At 34.6% G+C, this 17920-nt stretch carries 15 protein-coding genes and 1 tRNA gene; 7 read left to right on the top strand and 9 right to left on the bottom strand.

What is annotated here, in order from left to right; translation table 11 throughout:
- Positions 1 to 9: 9 nt before the first annotated feature.
- Complete coding sequence (locus MHH85_RS16075; protein ID WP_340707721.1) at positions 10 to 471, top strand: GNAT family N-acetyltransferase; 462 nt, start codon at positions 10 to 12, stop codon at positions 469 to 471.
- A gap of 392 nt (positions 472 to 863) precedes the next feature.
- On the opposite strand, the gene MHH85_RS16070 is transcribed toward MHH85_RS16075, so the two are convergent.
- Positions 864 to 1679, bottom strand: coding sequence for an exosporium glycoprotein BclB-related protein (locus MHH85_RS16070; protein ID WP_340707720.1), 816 nt, complete (start codon positions 1677 to 1679; stop codon positions 864 to 866).
- Between the two features lie 424 nt (positions 1680 to 2103).
- Here MHH85_RS16070 and MHH85_RS16065 point away from each other — a divergent pair, with 424 nt between their 5' ends.
- On the top strand, positions 2104 to 3075 hold the full coding sequence (locus MHH85_RS16065; RefSeq protein WP_340707719.1) for a S66 family peptidase: 972 nt from the start codon (positions 2104 to 2106) through the stop codon (positions 3073 to 3075).
- Positions 3076 to 3151: 76 nt separating this feature from the next.
- Here the strand turns inward: MHH85_RS16065 and pdxR are convergent, their stop codons facing one another.
- Positions 3152 to 4522 carry a MocR-like pyridoxine biosynthesis transcription factor PdxR gene (pdxR, locus tag MHH85_RS16060; RefSeq protein ID WP_340707718.1) on the bottom strand — a complete coding sequence of 457 codons (1371 nt, stop codon included), beginning with the start codon at positions 4520 to 4522 and terminating at the stop codon, positions 3152 to 3154.
- 94 nt (positions 4523 to 4616) lie between these two features.
- Here pdxR and MHH85_RS16055 point away from each other — a divergent pair, with 94 nt between their 5' ends.
- The 4 genes from MHH85_RS16055 to MHH85_RS16040 all read left to right on the top strand — a co-directional run bounded on the left by MHH85_RS16055 (position 4617) and on the right by MHH85_RS16040 (position 8885).
- Positions 4617 to 5201, top strand: a complete 585-nt coding sequence (locus MHH85_RS16055) for a GNAT family N-acetyltransferase (RefSeq protein ID WP_340707717.1) — start codon at positions 4617 to 4619, stop codon at positions 5199 to 5201.
- Positions 5202 to 5543: 342 nt separating this feature from the next.
- Positions 5544 to 6221: a YdeI/OmpD-associated family protein gene (locus tag MHH85_RS16050; RefSeq protein ID WP_340707716.1), complete on the top strand. Its 678-nt coding sequence runs from the start codon at positions 5544 to 5546 to the stop codon at positions 6219 to 6221.
- A gap of 564 nt (positions 6222 to 6785) precedes the next feature.
- The gene (gene cls / locus MHH85_RS16045) at positions 6786 to 8303 is read left to right on the top strand and encodes a cardiolipin synthase (RefSeq protein WP_340707715.1); all 1518 of its coding nucleotides are present in this window, start codon (positions 6786 to 6788) and stop codon (positions 8301 to 8303) included.
- Between the two features lie 48 nt (positions 8304 to 8351).
- Positions 8352 to 8885, top strand: coding sequence for a DUF1572 family protein (locus tag MHH85_RS16040; protein ID WP_340707714.1), 534 nt, complete (start codon positions 8352 to 8354; stop codon positions 8883 to 8885).
- 160 nt (positions 8886 to 9045) lie between these two features.
- Here the strand turns inward: MHH85_RS16040 and MHH85_RS16035 are convergent, their stop codons facing one another.
- A complete protein-coding gene (locus MHH85_RS16035) occupies positions 9046 to 10002 on the bottom strand; it encodes a hypothetical protein (protein ID WP_340707713.1) in 957 nt (318 codons plus the stop codon).
- A gap of 297 nt (positions 10003 to 10299) precedes the next feature.
- Here MHH85_RS16035 and MHH85_RS16030 point away from each other — a divergent pair, with 297 nt between their 5' ends.
- Complete coding sequence (locus MHH85_RS16030; protein WP_340707712.1) at positions 10300 to 11373, top strand: CotH kinase family protein; 1074 nt, start codon at positions 10300 to 10302, stop codon at positions 11371 to 11373.
- A 199-nt stretch (positions 11374 to 11572) separates the two neighbouring features.
- Here MHH85_RS16030 and MHH85_RS16025 read toward each other — a convergent pair whose 3' ends face one another.
- From MHH85_RS16025 to MHH85_RS16000, 6 genes are all read right to left on the bottom strand, one after another.
- Positions 11573 to 12250, bottom strand: a complete 678-nt coding sequence (locus MHH85_RS16025; protein WP_340707711.1) for a DUF2642 domain-containing protein — start codon at positions 12248 to 12250, stop codon at positions 11573 to 11575.
- A 118-nt stretch (positions 12251 to 12368) separates the two neighbouring features.
- On the bottom strand, positions 12369 to 13844 hold the full coding sequence (locus MHH85_RS16020; RefSeq protein WP_340707710.1) for a hypothetical protein: 1476 nt from the start codon (positions 13842 to 13844) through the stop codon (positions 12369 to 12371).
- A gap of 63 nt (positions 13845 to 13907) precedes the next feature.
- Positions 13908 to 14420, bottom strand: a complete 513-nt coding sequence (locus MHH85_RS16015; protein WP_193738566.1) for a hypothetical protein — start codon at positions 14418 to 14420, stop codon at positions 13908 to 13910.
- 369 nt (positions 14421 to 14789) lie between these two features.
- Positions 14790 to 14862, bottom strand: a tRNA-Val gene (locus MHH85_RS16010).
- Between the two features lie 136 nt (positions 14863 to 14998).
- On the bottom strand, positions 14999 to 17167 hold the full coding sequence (locus MHH85_RS16005; protein WP_340707709.1) for a YhgE/Pip domain-containing protein: 2169 nt from the start codon (positions 17165 to 17167) through the stop codon (positions 14999 to 15001).
- Between the two features lie 509 nt (positions 17168 to 17676).
- Positions 17677 to 17829, bottom strand: coding sequence for a hypothetical protein (locus tag MHH85_RS16000; RefSeq protein WP_193738568.1), 153 nt, complete (start codon positions 17827 to 17829; stop codon positions 17677 to 17679).
- Positions 17830 to 17920: the final 91 nt, after the last annotated feature.

The raw sequence follows: 17920 nt of genomic DNA, 5'->3' as shown, positions 1-17920 counted from the left end.
AGTAATGAAATGAATGTTTTTCAAGCAGATTTAGCTGATACGGTCGGTGTAGCGGGGTTGTTCGATATGTATCGCCAATTTTATGAGCAACAAACAAATATAGAAGGGGCCTATAAATTCATCCACAGTCGTCTAACTAATAAGGATTCGGTCATATTTGTAGCAAAAAAGGGAGAGGAGTATGTAGGATTTACACAACTTTATCCAACCTTCTCATCCATATCAATGAAAAAAGCTTGGATAATAAATGACTTGTTCGTAATAAAAAATAATCGAAAATCGGGCATTGCGCAGCAATTATTACAATCAGCAATGGAACTAGGTAGACAAACAAATGCAAGTTATTTAACGTTAGAAACGGCTCTCACGAATATTAATGCAAAAAAGTTATATGAAAAGAATGGATTTGTTCACGACACGGAATTTGAACATTATACATTGAATTTAATTACTGTAGATAATAACGGATAATAATTCATTTTTTTCCTCTATGAAAATGTTGATTTAACAAATAGAGTAATTACATATAGCAAGGTGTCGTTTATAAAATACTAATTTCATCTATCTCTAAAATGTCTATAGCTGCACTTAAACTTACACTTTTAGAAGCAGTTGTTGCATAGGTAATAGTGTAATATTTGTGAAAGTTAGATTGAGAAAATACGAATTAAGGCAACTTTTCGTTTTATTTTATACGAAAAGTTGCCTTGTCAGTCTAGTAATATTACATGGTATTAATTAAGATTCGAATGATTTCAATTATTTCAGAAATTAATTTATCAAATAATGATGTATTTTATGGATGTTTTTTCATCAACTATTAGGTAAGAATTGCATTTTTTAAGATAGTTAACCTTAAGGAATTAACTAATTGAAAGACCTGCGCTAGCATACCCACCTACCATATTATCAAGTGGATGACCAGTGGCTGTTGCAGAAAACACCATTAATAGTCGTGTTTGAGCTGTTACCATTATATTTAATCCTGTAGTGATTCCGTGACTTACATAGCCTAGAGGAAGAATGCCAGAGAGTTTAGGAGATAATGTTACAGTAGCACCTGGGACAGGAGTGAATAGATTATTTGGTGTAGTTGATTGATATAATTGAGCTGTTATTGTGATAGTGGAATTAACTAGAGATAGAGCCTCTGAAGTACTGAAGAAAGCATCCATCGAAGTTATTTTTCCAGCACGAGGAATAGAAAATGCAAAATTCAGAAGTGCTCCAGCAGAACCTGTAAGATTTATTTTTGTCCCATCTAACATAACGTTTGATGCAGAGTTCCCAAAGCCGATTAAACTAGTTGTTCCAACGTGCCCATCAACAGTTGTAAGTTTAACAGGAATACCTGATGCAAAAGGAATTATTGAGCCAGGACCAATAGATCCGGCAGGTCCTGGTGGCCCACTCACTCCAGGGAAACCTCTTAGCCCCCTAAGACCTTGTTCACCATCAGCACCTCTAGGCCCGCGTTCACCATCAGCGCCTCTAGGTCCACGTTCACCATCAGCTCCGGGAAGACCCATGAATCCTCTAGGCCCACGTTCACCTTTAGGTCCAGGAGGTCCAACAGGGCCTATAGTTCCTTTATACCCTCTTGGACCTCGAGCAGGGTCATTATTACAAGTACAGATATATTTACTGCACTTACTACATCTTTTCATCTCATAATTCATTATTTCACCTCCTATCATTATCATGCTATTCACTTCAAAATAATTGGTAAGGGCATCACTTTATAAAATAAATATTTTTAGAACTAAGTAAAACCTAATAGGTATTAATTTATTGAAAATCCTTCTTGGATTGTGTAATTAGTAAAAAATACGTTCCGCCATTAATAACTAAAGCAATTGTGTTTTGTTGGGTTAAAAATAATTTTGCTATGACACTGTGGATTAACATTGTTCAAATCTGAAAATTTATTAATACAATTCTTAAAATACAAAGAAGGGAAGTTAAAAAATCGACACTTGATATTAGTCAGAATAATCTTTATCATTACAACTATTATTTAAAAGATTGAAGCTTTTTACTTTAAGTTATGGACGTTTCAAAATATTGTACTAGTAAACTTAATAAGAAGGAGTTGGCTTTATAATGATTGCACCAAAGTTAAAAAAAGGTGATGAAATACGTATTATTGCACCTAGTCGCAGTATGCAAATTTTATCTAAAGAGGGTATTCAAGAAGCAATTGAGCGGTTGGAAGAAATGGGTTTATTAGTGACTTTTGGAGAGCATGTATATGATAGCGATCTACATTTCTCTTCTTCAATTCAAGCGAGAGTGCAAGATTTACATGCTGCTTTCGCAGACTCAAATGTAAAAGGAATCTTGACAGTCATTGGTGGATTTAATGTCAATGAGATCTTGCCCTATATCAACTATGAACTAATAAAGACGAATCCGAAAATCCTATGTGGCTATAGCGATATTACAGCGCTAGCATGGGCAATAACATCTAAAACAGGTTTAGTCACATATTCTGGACCTCACTTTTCAAGTTTTGGAATGCGGAAGGAACAGGATTATCAAAGGACTTTCTTCAAAAAATGCCTCATGCAAGACGAAGCCTATGAGATTGAGCAGTCGGTTGTTTGGAGTGATGATGCGTGGTTTAGAGATCAAGATAATCGTAACTTAATTCCAAATGAGGGTTTAAAAATTTATAATGGTGGGTTAACGAACGGTACATTATATGGTGGTAATCTATGTACGCTCAATTTACTACAAGGAACGGAATTTATGCCAGATTTAAAAGATGTGATTTTGTTTATTGAAGATGATGAATTAACAGATCCACTAACATTTGCACGTGATTTTACTTCCTTGTTACAGCAGGTGAAATTAGTCAATTTAAAGGGACTGGTGATTGGTAAATTCCAAAATAAATCTAAAGTGACTGACGAGCATTTGCATTTTATTTTTGATAAACATCCAATTTTGAAGAGCATACCTGTGATGTATAATGCAAGCTTTGGTCATATTCAGCCTATGTTTACTTTTCCTATAGGAGGACTTGTAAAGATAGACACAAATAACAAGTCGATAAAAATTATTGAACATTAACATTCAATACATATATTAAGTCTATGTATCGAGGTGGAAAAAGGCTACTGATTTTAGTAGCCTTTTTTAATTCCTATCAATCTCTCCATGCATTGGCTAAACGATTAATGCCATCAGTGATTTGTTCTTCGTTTAATCCACCATAGCCTAATAATAGAAGGGTATTCTTTGGTGAAGTATGATAATAATGTGATACAGAATAAATCTTCACCCCACATTCCATACCTCTTTTGATAGCAGAGGCTTCAGAAATGTTTAGCTTTAGGTGAATAATTAAATGAAGGCCTGCGTTCTCACCTATAACCTGAACATTCTCTCCGAGTTTCAATTTTAATTGTGTAACGAGAATATCACGTTTTTTTCGATATAATGTACGCATTTTCCCCAGATGTTTATCCCAATGTCCTTGCTTCATAAACTCAGCAATAGATAGTTGGTCTATGCGCGATACAGTGGATTTAAGTTCAGTATAAAAGTCGTTAAAATCATTTACTAATTCATTAGGTAAAATCATATAACTTATGCGTAATGAAGGAAGTAACGCTTTTGAGAAAGTGCCAAAATAGATGACACGATCTTGGTAATCTAAACTGTGAAGAGAAGGGATTGGCTTGCCAATGTAACGAAATTCACTGTCATAGTCATCTTCAATAATATACGCATCTGTTTGTAATGCCCATTGAAGAAGCGCGTATCTTCTTTGGATGGGCATAATCATACCAAGCGGAAATTGATGTGCAGGTGTCGTATATAACAGGCTAAGGGGTTCTTCTGGAATGGACATCCCTAGTGCATCTACAGGAATAGAAACAATATTCATTCTATACTGATTGAAAATGGAGTAGGCGCGTGAAAATCCAGGTTCTTCAAATCCGACCGATGCTGTTGGACCGAAATATCTACACAGTAAGGAGAGCTGAGATTGAGTACCATTACATATGTATATTTGTTCTACTGTACAGGATACACCTCGTGATAAATAAACGTATTGACATATTTGCTCGCGAAGAGACCTTTCTCCTTGCCACGGACTTTGATAAGTCATATCTGTTCGCATGAGATTATTTGTTATTTTCTTCCAATATTTAAAGGGGAAATGATCATACGCAATCTGGCCAGAATTAAAGTCTATGTCTATAGAATCTAAAACATCATTAATAATTACTTCTTCTTGTTTAGGAAATATCTTTATTCGCCATTCATCTAGAAATGGTGCTACGTAATAGCCAGAACGCTCACGACTTGAAATAAAACCTTCAGCAGTTAACTGTTCATAGGCAATTTGTACAGTATGAATGCTCACTTGTAACTGATTTGCCAGTAGGCGCTTTGAAGGGAGTTTCGAACCTTCCACTAGCTGTTGCGACTGTATTAATTGTTTTATTTGCTCATAAATTTGGATATATAAAGCCTTCGAAGATTGGTCAAAATAAATAGTCAATGTCATAGCTTCACCTCATTTGGTATGGATAAAACATTTACTTTTGGTGCTATTCATTAAAGCAAAATCTGTTTTAATAATAGCAAAGGAGTGAAGTGTAATGGAAGATATTCAGTTATTAGGTGAACATGTATTGCTAGTACCCTTAAAGGATAGTCATCTAGAAGGGCTTTATTTGGCGGGGCAGTTCCAAGAAATTTGGACATATACATCGGCGGAAATAAGATCGATTGAGGATATGAAACAATATATAAAACAAGCTTTAAATGAAAAAATTAATGGCACCCAATATCCATTCGTTATTATAGAAAAAAAGACAAATCAAATAATTGGATCCACAAGATTTTTGGACATTGATTGCCAACATAAGCGATTAGAGATTGGATTTACATGGCTTACTCCAACAAAATGGCGAACGCCTATTAATACAGAATGTAAGTATTTATTGTTTAAGTTCGCGTTCGAGCAATTAAGTGTCAATCGAGTACAAATAAAAACTGATCACGAGAATAAACGCTCTCAGGCAGCAATTGAAAGATTGGGAGCAAAGAAGGAAGGTATTTTGCGCAATCATATGATTCGACCAAATGGTACAATCCGAAATACGATAATATATAGCATTATAGATTCAGAATGGTCAGATGTGAAACTTCGTTTAGAAGGATTGCTAATACGCCAAATGTAATAAAACAAATAATATAAAAATAGTGATAGGCTAATTGTAAAAAAAACGTAGAGTAATTGTCCATGTGGATAATAGTGAGGATATTACAATAGCGATTACAGGAACTGCTGTTTTTGTGAAAGATATTGCAGTATATATTTGAATGTAATTTATGACTTTCGATAACATGGTTGAGTATGATGTGATATATAGCTACTCAGTTTTTGATAACTGAGTAGCCTTATTTAATAGCAAGCGCAAATAATTTTATTGTTTTGTTAGAGTTATATAATGAAGTTAAAAAGTATCGCTTTTATTGAATGTGCGTATAATAGCTATGCTGAGCACGATAGGAGAGACAAGATGGCGGAAGTAAAAACTGTAGTTGAAAAGTTAAAGTTGCAACAATACGAGAGAAAAGTAGTACTGAATATGCCGGATCATGTAACAGAATTAGATGGGCTAGAGTTTGATAAGAATTTTGAGGCAGAAAATTATGATTTAGTTTTTGCATTTGTTTTTTCTCTAAATGAGTTTATTGCACTGCTTAAGGAGATCGTGGAACAGAATAGAGTTAAGGACAACGGGTACCTTTTTGTAGCTTATCCAAAGAAAAATAATAAAGAATATCCAGAATATATTGAGCGAGACGCACTGTTTCCAGCAATTTCTCCAGATGATGACGGTTATGTATTAAATAGTACAATGAAGTTTGCTCGCATGGTTAGCTTTAATGATACATTTACAGTTGTAGGGATAAAAAATGAAGTAAAGAAAGTAAAAAAATCTACTACTAGTAAAGCGAGTCAACGTGTCGGTGATTATGTGAATCGTATTCCAGATATCCAACAGTATTTAAGTAACTATAAAGAAATACTTGATTTTTATAATGCACTAACACCAGGCTATCAACGAGATTGGGCACGATTTGTATATAGTGCAAAACGTATTGAGACACAGGAAAAACGTCAATCAGAGATGGCGGAGATTCTCGGTGAGGGATTCAAAACCATGAATTTATATCGAGCTAATAAGAAATAATAAATCTGCAGTTATCTTTATATATTACTTGCAACACCTTAAAATCATGAAAATAAAAAACCCTGCCAAATGGTAGGGTTTTTTATTGTTCATAATGCTTTTTTGATATTGTGCAGTAAATTGAATGAAGGGTTTTAGCATAAGGGACTGAATTCTTTTTTTGTTCCATACTAGTCCAACTGTTCTTGAACAAGATGGTTCTATAATTTTTAGTTATGCTTTTTTTATATGTCTAATATGTTTTGTAGATAAGAAATTTGTGTGAAAAGAAATGCCTAATCCACTAAGTATTCACCCGAAATTTTTTGGGATTATATCTTGGGTTCAACTCAATATGGGATTGTTTTTTATCTTTTGCTGCCATAATAAGACCTTTAAATATATTATTCTTAAAAGAAAATTATTTTAGATTTGGTCGTATACGCATTTATGAAGTTGTCAGTGTAAAGATTATTTTAAAAGCTTAAGTTTCTCAAAAAAATAGGAGCTATTTTTAAAAAAATATACATAAGTTATAAGTGTAGATTTCTTTTGTATTAGGGATAGGAAAAGTGGAGGGATATTATGCAGAAGGTTATTCAATTTTTAGCCATTTCAGCAGTCATAATAGGCATCGGGTATATATTTTCTATTTGGAATATGAAAATTGCTTACGTAGTAGGCATACTTATTGAGTTATTTGGACTAGCAATTGTCATTAAGCTAATTTTCTTTGACATACGTAATACCTTGTCAAAAGTCACTTGGATTACAGTTATTTTAGGTCTCCCAGTCATAGGAACAGGTTATTATTTATATTTTGGAAGAGATCCAATAACACGTAAATTTTCGGTTTCACAAATAAAAGAAACAGCTAAATTAGTTGAAGTAACACATGCGATACAAAAAAAATATCGTTCATCAGATCTGCCCCGTTTATCAAAACGTATTTCAAATTTATCAAAGATTAACCCACTAAAAGGGAATAAAATTGATGTTTTAACAAATGGTACTGCAACATTTTCAGCTATTATGGAGGCTATAAAAAATGCCAAGTGTCATATCCATATGCAGTTCTATATTTATAAAAAAGATGATATTGGTACTGAAATTAGAGATTTATTAGTCCAAAAGGCAAAGGCAGGTGTAGAAGTACGCTTTATGTATGATGCAATAGGTGCGAAGTGTTTAAATTCGGCTTTCCTTAAACCATTGTCCGATGCAGGAGCTGAGGTTATAGCATTCGATCCAATATTATCTTTGTGGTTATTGCATAAGGCAAATTTTCGGAATCACAGGAAGGTAATAGTTGTAGATAGTCATATTGGTTTCACTGGAGGTTTAAATGTAGGTGATGAATATTTATCTAATACCAATACCTTTAAAATTTGGCGTGATACGCATATTCGTATTGAAGGATTATCAGTTATTGAATTACAAGAATCTTTTCTAAATGATTGGATATTTATGAAAAATGAAAAGGATTCGGCGACTCCTTTTATAAATGAAAATGGAATACAAAAATATTTTTCCCCGATTGAAAAAGGAGCTGATTGGGCTCAGGTGATATATGGTGGGCCATATGATAAAGAAAATATTATTCGTGATGCCATGCTGAATTTAATCGAATCCGCGCATGAAAATGTATGGATTGCGACTCCTTATTTTATCCCAGATGCTGAAGCTTTAGCAGTGATAAGGAGGGCAGCAATGAGTGGTATAGATGTACGAATTATTCTTCCAGGAAAAGGAGATATGGGGATTTCTTATCATGGTAGTAATGCCAATATTAAAACTTTACTTGAAGCGGGAGTACGCGTATTTGCTTATGATGAAGAATCATTTTTACATTGTAAAATTATTACTGTAGACGGTGTGAATGCTGCTATTGGAACCGCTAACTTCGACATTCGTAGCTTCCGCCTTAATCATGAACTCATGGTCTTTCTATATGAGGCTAGTGCTGCAATTCATCACTTATTGCATGATTTTAAAATAGATTTTGAAGCGAGTAGAGAGCTGACAATGGCAGATATTAAAAATAAAAGCTTCGGGAAACAAATAAAAGAGTCAATAAGTAGTTTATTTTCACCGATTTTGTAGATGGAATATATTACCGTATGTTAAGGTTTGTGTAAAGGGGGATTTGAAATGAACATAGGTGAGAATTATTTAAACATAGTAACTAACAGATTTATGGAAATGAAAAAGCTTGGAGATCAAACCTTCCATCAACTGGATGATGAACAACTGTATTGGTCCAATCACGAGGAATCTAATAGTATTGCGGTTATTGTAAAACATGTAGGGGGTAACATGGTTTCTCGTTGGAGTGATTTTTTAAGTACAGATGGCGAAAAACCAACGAGAAATAGAGATTTAGAGTTTGATGATTCGTACTTACCTAGGGAAGAGGTATTCCGGATTTGGGAACATGGCTGGCAAATTCTATTTAAGACACTCGCCGATTTAACAGAGCAAGATTTACTGAAAAAAGTGAAGATACGCGGGGAAGATCATTTGGTGATGGCAGCTATTGAGCGTCAAATTTCTCATTATTCGTATCATGTTGGGCAAATAGTGTATATCGGTAAGCTTTTAAAAACTTCTGAATGGCAATCGTTAAGTATTCCAAAAGGACAATCAGGTCAGTTTAATGACCAAATGTTTAAAAAAAATAATTAGTTGAAGACATAATTGAAGTTGATATGTATATGAATGGAACTCATGAAAATGGTATATATTTACGTTGGAAATGAGTTTAACTTAACATAACTTAAAAAATTTAACTCTCCAATTGTTTGTTGTGTCTAACAATTGGAGTTCACTTTACAATACTGCAAAACTAAATTGAACTTAAATAAAATAACTCCGGCGGAATGCCGAAGCCATTTATTTGGTTTATATGACTAGATTTATACTTTCCTAAACGCCTTATGGACCATAACCCCACTATGAAACTTCTATCTAAAGCGAGTACGTTTGCAACCACAAGACCCTCTACTACCGCGAGAGCCTCTACTACCGCGAGAGCCTCTACTACCGCGAGAGCCTCTACTACCGCGAGAGCCTCTACTACCGCGAGAGCCTCTACTACCGCGAGAGCCTCTACTACCGCGAGAGCCTCTACTACCGCGAGAGCCTCTACTACCGCGAGAGCCTCTACTACCGCGAGAGCCTCTACTACCGCGAGAGCCTCTACTACCGCGAGAGCCTCTACTACCGCGAGAGCCTCTACTACCGCGAGAGCCTCTACTACCGCGAGAGCCTCTACTACCGCGAGAGCCTCTACTACCGCGAGAGCCTCTACTACCGCGAGAGCCTCTACTACCGCGAGAGCCTCTACTACCGCGAGAGCCTCTACTACCGCGAGAGCCTCTACTACCGCGAGAGCCTCTACTACCGCGAGAGCCTCTACTACCGCGAGAGCCTCTACTACCGCGAGAGCCTCTACTACCGCGAGAGCCTCTACTACCGCGAGAGCCTCTACTACCGCGAGAGCCTCTACTACCGCGAGAGCCTCTACTACCGCGAGAGCCTCTACTACCGCGAGAGCCTCTACTACCGCGAGAGCCTCTACTACCGCGAGAGCCTCTACTACCGCGAGAGCCTCTACTACCGCGAGAGCCTCTACTACCGCGAGAGCCTCTACTACCACGAGAGCCTCTACTACCACGAGAGCCTCTACTACCGCAAGAGCCTCTACTACCACGAGAGCCTCTACTACCACGAGAGCCTCTGCTACCACGAGAGCCTCTACTACCACGAGAGCCTCTACTACCGCGAGAGCCTCTGCTACCACGAGAGCCTTTATGACATTTAGATTTAAGGTTTATGATTGAATCAAATTCTTCAGGTTCATCTGTTGGGTTATTCGACATATAGTGTAATACACCATTTGATTCTGCAATTAATGCAAGTTCTTTTACATCATCAAGTACGAGTGTTTTCATCTTAATCCCTCCTTTGATTTGACATCCCTACATTTTATGCAAAGGAGAGTTAGAAGGAATAGGGAAAATGATTACTGGAAAATAAATTACTTTCTGATTTTTAATACTACAAATCAAGATTTGTATAAATGTAGGGGGTTAATAAAATGGAAAAATATTATATTGAAATGCCTGAAAATGAACTTTTAAGAATACAAAGTAATATTTGGGAACATGAATATGTCGATGCAAAACTAAAAACAGCCAAACAGAAACTCTCAATAAAAATAGCTCTACGAGGGAATCAATTACGAAAACATAAAAAAAAATCCTATCATATTATTTTTGATAAACCTTATTTTATGGATGGACAGCATGAAATTCATTTAAATGCTGAATATAACGATCCTTCTTTAATGAGAAATAAGCTATCATTTGATTTTTTTGAAAGTATTGGTGTTCTTGCACCTCAATCTGTTCATATTCTCCTTTATATTAATGATGTTTGCCATGGGGTTTATTTACAGCTGGAGTCATTTGACCAGTACTTTTTGGGGAATAGAAAATTACCGGATGGAACTATTTATTATGCAACGAATAACGATGCTAATTTTTCATTGTATACACCTGACCATAAGTTAAAATTAACATTAGAAGATGGCTATACAAAGAAGTACGACTACCAGAATGATAGCTCACTTAAAAGACTACTTATTGCAATTAATACTTTTCCAAAAGAAAAATTCGATGAAGAAATAAGTACCATTTTAGATGTTCCAAAGTATTTAAAGTGGCTTATAGGTGTCGTTTGTACTCAAAATTTTGATGGATTTATTCACAATTATGCACTTTATCATAATAGTAAAAGCGAGTTAATTGAGATAACACCATGGGATTATGATGGAACGTGGGGGAGAGACTTGCATGGTAGACCTCTTGAACATAATTACATTCCAATAGAGGGGTATAATACATTGACAGCCAGATTACTAGATTGCGGTAAATTTAGACTTATGTACGGGGAGTTTCTCCAAGAGGTTTTGCAAACACAATTCACCGAGCAATATCAGAAACCACTTATTGAAAAGCTATATAATTTTATACGACCATATATCCATAAGGATCCTAATATGAAAGATAATTCAGCAACCTTTGATGATGAACCACAATATATATTGCGGTTTATTCAAGCGAGAAATATGTATTTGGAAAGTAAGCTAAAGGGTCTAATAAATAAGTAAGCGGTATTTCTACTTAGTTTGATAGTTTATAGATTTCTTAGATAAAGTTACATTATTAATATAAGTACCCTATAAAACATAGAATCAATTTTGTAGATATTCTATGTTTTATAGGGTATATTTTAAATTTGAAATTATTTCTATATTGTAGAAATAAAATGACATGCAGTAAAAAAATTCTTCGTTGAATTCAAACGATTTAAGCTCTGTGTATAGTTTTAATATGAAGAAGGTTAAGGAAAGTAGAAACATTTCTTGCTGTTTCAATCTCAACGATTAGCCCTTTAATGTTTTTTATTTTTCCTGTATGGTGGAGTTTTTCACTAAGATTAAACACTACAAGTTCATTTTGCATTTTCTCAACTTGCTCTTTTAGCGAATTAAATAAAGGTTCATTATATGGCTGAATTGCAAATTCTTGCTCGGATAATCCGTAAGGTCTTTTATTATTATTGTAGGGGATTAGCCATTTCAAATGTTTTGTTGCGATATTCATTGTTTTATAGATTGGAGAATGGAAAATAAAATAATCATTCATGATATGTGAGATATACCCAGTAAGTGGTTGGTTATTTGTTACATAAATTTCGACAAACATTCCTCGTGCTTGTGTAAGAACATTTGTTAGAGTCAAATCATTTTTGTTTTCATTTGATATTATTCTAGGTGACTCTAAAGGTTCTGAAATCTCATCTTTATTATCTTTATCAATAGCTAAATTTAAAATATGATCAAATGGAATATAAATATAATCAGTTCCATTAAATAGAACAATCAAGTCATTACCTAATTCAACGATATTACCGATATGATGCTTTTTCCCTGATAAATCCAATCTCACAATTTCGCTATCAAAGTTTTGAAGTGTATTATTCAATTTTACCCTCCTATTTAATTAAATAGCAGTTTAGTACAATACCTTTTTTAAATGATAGAAATGATTAATAAAATTTTGTTTTAATCAATAAAAAAGGAAAGAAACATTCTCATTATTTTTAATGTTTCAATCGTTCATCTCTTAATTGGCGATACATTTTTTCAGCATGCTTCATTAAAGCAAAGTATTGCTTTTTTAACATGCTTTTTTCTTCTTTTAAACTCAGTTGTCTTATAGGTGAATGAGCAAGTTTTGTATTACCTGAACTTAGTTTAAAAACCGTACCATCTAAATTCTCGTTAATCGCTATTTTTCTAGCATATTTCATTAAAGCAAAGTACTGTCTTTCTAGTATTATCTTTTCTTCTTTGGAATTAATTTTTTTTGAAGTTAGTTGAGTAAGTTTTTCATTAGCGGAATCAAGCTTTTCGACTAAGTTTTCTAAATCACTTTTAATTGAAGGTAGCTCATTACTAATTGATTTATCTTCGTTCAAAGGAATGTGTTCCGTCTCTTTTGAATGTTGATTACTAAATATGGTATTGAAAGTAATGGGTACTCTTTTTTTGTTCGTTTGTAAAACATTCTGATTGCTTCCTTCATCATCAGAATACAATAAATGGGTTTGATCTAAATCGCCAGAAGAATCACCCTCAGAATGCAATAAAGGAGTTTGATCTAAATCGCCAGAAGAATCACCCTCGGACTGCAATAAAGGAGTTTGATCTAAATCGAAAGAGGAATCACCCTCAGAATGCAATAAAGGAGTTTGATCTAAATCGCCAGAAGAATCACCCTTGGACTGCAATAAAGGAGTTTGATCTAAATCGCCAGAAGAATCACCCTCGGACTGCAATGAAGGGGTTTGATCTAAATCGAAAGAAGAATCAACCTCAGAGTGCAGTAAAGGAGGTTGATCTACATCGATAGATAATGCTGAATCTAGTTTTAATAAAAAATGTTTGTTCGGGAATATAGACTTAGGTTCATCTATAAAATCAACCTTTGTACTCGACTGTGGATTATCCATTTGAAAATTATCCACATCTGTCTTTTTACTAAGCGACTGTACTATAGCTTCGTCTTCAAGGGCATATTCTTGTATTTCTTCTATAGTGGATACCGATGTTTCATTTTTGGATTGAATAGGGGGGATTTGAGCAACTTCTTCAATTTTATAATTACCTTTATAAATATTTGATATAAATGAATTCTGAATATATAATTGTTCACCGTTGCGTATTAAAATGATGTGATCATCGGTAATTTTACTTAGTAATCCTACAAATAATTGGTTACTCAAACTATTGATAGTAACCCAGCTGTATTTTAAATCTTTTAATACATCAGTGAAATGATCCCTGTCAAGATAAGGGAGTATTTGAGAAGATATACGAATGTCTGTAGCGTTTTTTGAAAGTGCATGGATTTGGTGAAGTGAAAAATAATGTACAATGTCATTCACATCAACAACAAGGTGGTCTTGTTTAACTTCAAGTAAGGTACCTTTTACAAATTGGTTGCAGTTTAGATAAAAACCAATCTTTGCACCTTTAAGCCCCCCTATTGATTGCCCAAAGCTCTTTTCTTTCAAATAGGGGTCTCCTTTCATGAATTATTTTTTCTATCGAATAAAAAAGGTAAACCTCTTATGCTATTATTCATTTTCTTTGGAAGAACTTTCTGAGCGAGCCTCTTTTTTCTTTGCCGAAGAATCGCCTTCTTTTTCTTCTTCTTTTACTTTTTCAACTTTAGCGCCATAGCTTAAACTGCGAATATGGAACATTGAAAGTCTGATGACTTCTTCGTTTGCAATGATGATTACATAATCTGTGCCCACTTCATCAAGCACACCCTCAAGCATTTCCGGTCCTCCACGATTAACTTTGATCCAGGAATATCTTAAACTGTTTAGAACACTTGAAAAGTCCACTCCTGTTATATACTCAAAGTTTTCCGGAATCTCGAGTTCGAACTTTAAGCCCTCTTTTGCATCAATTGTTATGCTTTTAACGTGCTGTGTTCTGTAATAGATAACGCCGTCTGCTTCAGTAAGTAATGCAAAATAATCATCTTCTGCAGCTAGTAAAAAACCAATACGAGATTCAGGACCCCCACGATCGACCTTAATGACCTTATGCAATAAAGAAAGCATAATTTCTTTATTCATCCACTTTTGCCCCCTGTTTTCATTGTCTTGCTATCTATATGTACCATTGAGTAACGAAGTACAGTCATAAGCCCACCTTTAGAAAAAAGTCTTAATTTTTTATATCTATAATTTATTACTCTAAAATTTGTTAAATCCAGTTTCTTTTGTATCTTTACATAATGATTTGCCAGATAAAGTGTGAAAACTATAATGGTCATTTGTTTACGGTTGTAAAAATAGGAGACTAAAGAAAGGAATGAAATTAAGCGCAAATAAGAGGAGTAGTAGGTAGAAAATAAAAAAAGACCCCCAGCAATACGTGCTGTTTAGGGGTCTTTTTTGTGAAAACCGTTGTTCCGACGGTCTTCACATTAGGTTTGGCACCTATGATTCCTACTGGGCTCGAACCAGCGACCTCCACCCTGTCAAGGTGGCGCTCTCCCAGCTGAGCTAAGGAATCGAGAGAAATTCTAATTCTTAAATTTATGTAAGAATTACTTAATATCATAAGATGGCAAACAGTAAAAGTCAATCATTGTTTTCATCAATAAAATAGAAGGGACTAGTTTGGTCAATATAACCAAACTAGTCCCTTTTTAGTGAAATAACCCTGATTTTCTTGATTTAAGTAGCATACGTGAAGTAATGACATTTAAACGTTTTTTGAGGATGGCGCCAAATAACAGAGCAACTATAAGAACTATGCCAAGTACGATGATATCCAGTAATATTTTATTCCATATGATTCCACCTATTGCTTCTCGAGCCATTCCTATAGCGTATGTGAAAGGTAAGTATGGGTTAATGACCTGGAAGAACTTTGGTAGCAAAACAACGGGATAAGTACCGCCTGAGCCTGCTAGCTGAAGTACAAGCAGTACGATTGCAAGTGCTTTTCCGACATCTCCGAAAACAGACACTAAAGTGTAGACTACACTCATAAATACGAGACTGATGAATAGGCAAAATAGGACGAACCATACTGGGTTATGGGCAGACACTTTAAGGATGAAAAGGTCACCCATAGTAATGATCAGTGTTTGGAGTATGCCAATGGTCCAAAATGTGAATAGCTTTCCGAAATATATTTGGCGAGTGGTATAATCTTCTTCATTTTTCGCTCCTACTGAAAGTAGCGAAATTAAAAGTAGACAACCAACCCAAATGGATAAAACAGTGTAGAAAGGCGTCATACCAGTTCCGTAATTTTTAATTGGGAAGATGGCATTTTCATTTAGCTTAATAGGCTGTTCGAAGAATGATTTCTCCGCATTCGGATCGTTGATAAGTAATTGGATGACGCTATTTAAATCCGTTTCTTTTTCGAAGTCACGGATTTTGTTAGCAAGTTCTTTAACCTTGGTATTCACATAAGGATATTGACCGAGCGCTATATTGAGACCAGATTTTGCCTCTGAGATGTAGCCATCGGTATTATTAATGATACGTACAATTTCAGGCAATTGGGTTTGTATTATGGTCAGCTTATCCTTTGCAGAAGATAAAGTGTTTTGAGCATCATTAATAGCTTTAAAAACAGTTGGTTCAATGGATTGTGCATATTCTTTGATAAAGCTGTCGAGCCCGACAGAAGTGTTTTGAGCGATAGTTTGCAATGAGTTGATGGCATCAACAATCTCTTGTTCTTTACCAGCAAGTACATCATTAACATTGCGTGCATTTGTTTGTGCTTCTACTAATAAAGCTTTTAAATTTTTTGTACTCTCAATTGCCGATGAGAGTAATTGTGATTGATCTTTAATGTTATTTTTATCGTTGAATTCCTTTAAATCTGCCAATGCTTGTTCAACGTTATTTACTTTATCAATAGCAGATGTAACCTGATTGTCTAACGTTTCTTTTGCTTTATTTACCTCAGTAAAATCAATCTTTGTATTTTGTAGTTGTTTTAACAAACTATTTGCATCAGCTGAAATTTTTTTGACTGTTTGTAGATCTTCTTTAATTTTCGGACTCATATCATTGAGACGACCTTCAGCTTGTGTCAAGAAGGTTAATGTGTTTTCAATTGTATTTAGTCCGTTTTCTGTTAGTTTTTTTACTTGTGGAATTTCATTTTGAGCATCGCCAATCAAAGTACTTGCAGAATTAGCATCTTTTTGTGCTTTCTTCAATTCTGTATGAATTCCCGGTAAATCTTTTTCTAATGTAAAAACATAATCTTTGAATTTTTCGATATCAGGTAAGTTGTTTTGCATTTCTATCCCAATTCGATTGAACATCTCAAAGATCGTACCGTTTACTGTACCAATAAATTTACTACTCATTTCTTCAGCGAGTACACTAGCACCTTTACTTGTAATTTTGGGAGCAATGGAGTTGATTTTTTCGTTAACATAATATTCTATTTTAGCTTTTCGTGGCTTACCTGAAACAACTGTAGCGAGCTCTTTAGAGAAATTTTCTGGTATAATGATTACCGCAAAAAGATCACCGTTTCGAACTTTCTCCATTGCCGTTTTGCGATTAGTAAATTGCCAGTCCATTTCATGATTTTTATGTAACGTTGCAACTAGCTCTTCTCCAGCATCTATATGTTGGTTTTGTATTTTTGCACCACTATCTTCATTTACAATACCGACGGGGATTTGAGAGGTTTTCGCATAAGGATCCCATGAAGCTGCAATATTCAACCATGCATATAATGAAGGCAAAATAATAAGCCCGCCTAATATTACTGCAGCTACCCAGTTAGAGAAAATACTTTTAATATCCCGTTTATAAATTTCCCAAATATTTTTCATGTCAGTCCTCCTGTGTTAAAAAAGAGTGAGAATAATGATCTCTTTATAATTGCATACCCCTTTCAAAAAGGTTCTAGCGATAAATTTGAAAATATCTATAAGTTTTTGGTGTTGATAGGGAATAAAAGAACTGGGAGTTTAGAGTAATATGATTAAAAAGAAATATTGTGGAGTTATAAGTGGTATTAGAAGAGTAAATTAGGAAGATGTTTTTGGGAGTGAATCATAGTAATTGTAGGTGATGGATCATGGACAATGAGGTGGAATTAATGAAATAGTGTCAAATAATATACTGATTTGTGAAGGATATGGCGAGGTATTAAATAAATTTGTAAATTTGATTTGTATTAAATGGTAAAATGTGATAAATAGATGTCTATACCAATTACAGTTTGGGTAGGCTAGTATTATACATACGTTATTAATGCTTATATCCAACTGTTAAAGTAATATATATAAAAGTAGGAGCTGTCCATTTTAAGCAGACAGCTCACTTTGCTACACTTCATTCAAGATGGCTGATCATTTTCTTCCGATGCTGTATCATTGTACTGAAAGAATAAAAAAGATTCGTTCTCTAATTCCTCTTGTTTTTGCGGATGTAAGCCATGTGCTAATGGCCCTGTGAAAATTGATTCCCACCATGTTTCTGTTTTCAACATGTAACATTCCCCCTTTTAGAAGTCTTCAACATTTGACAGCAACCTTCTTGAAAATGGTACAATTTGAGTCAGATAAGGCTCTTTTTCTTAT

Source organism: Viridibacillus sp. FSL E2-0187 (genome assembly GCF_038006425.1).
Lineage (GTDB): Bacteria > Bacillota > Bacilli > Bacillales_A > Planococcaceae > Viridibacillus > Viridibacillus arvi.
This window is presented reverse-complemented; position numbering and strand designations above follow the sequence as displayed.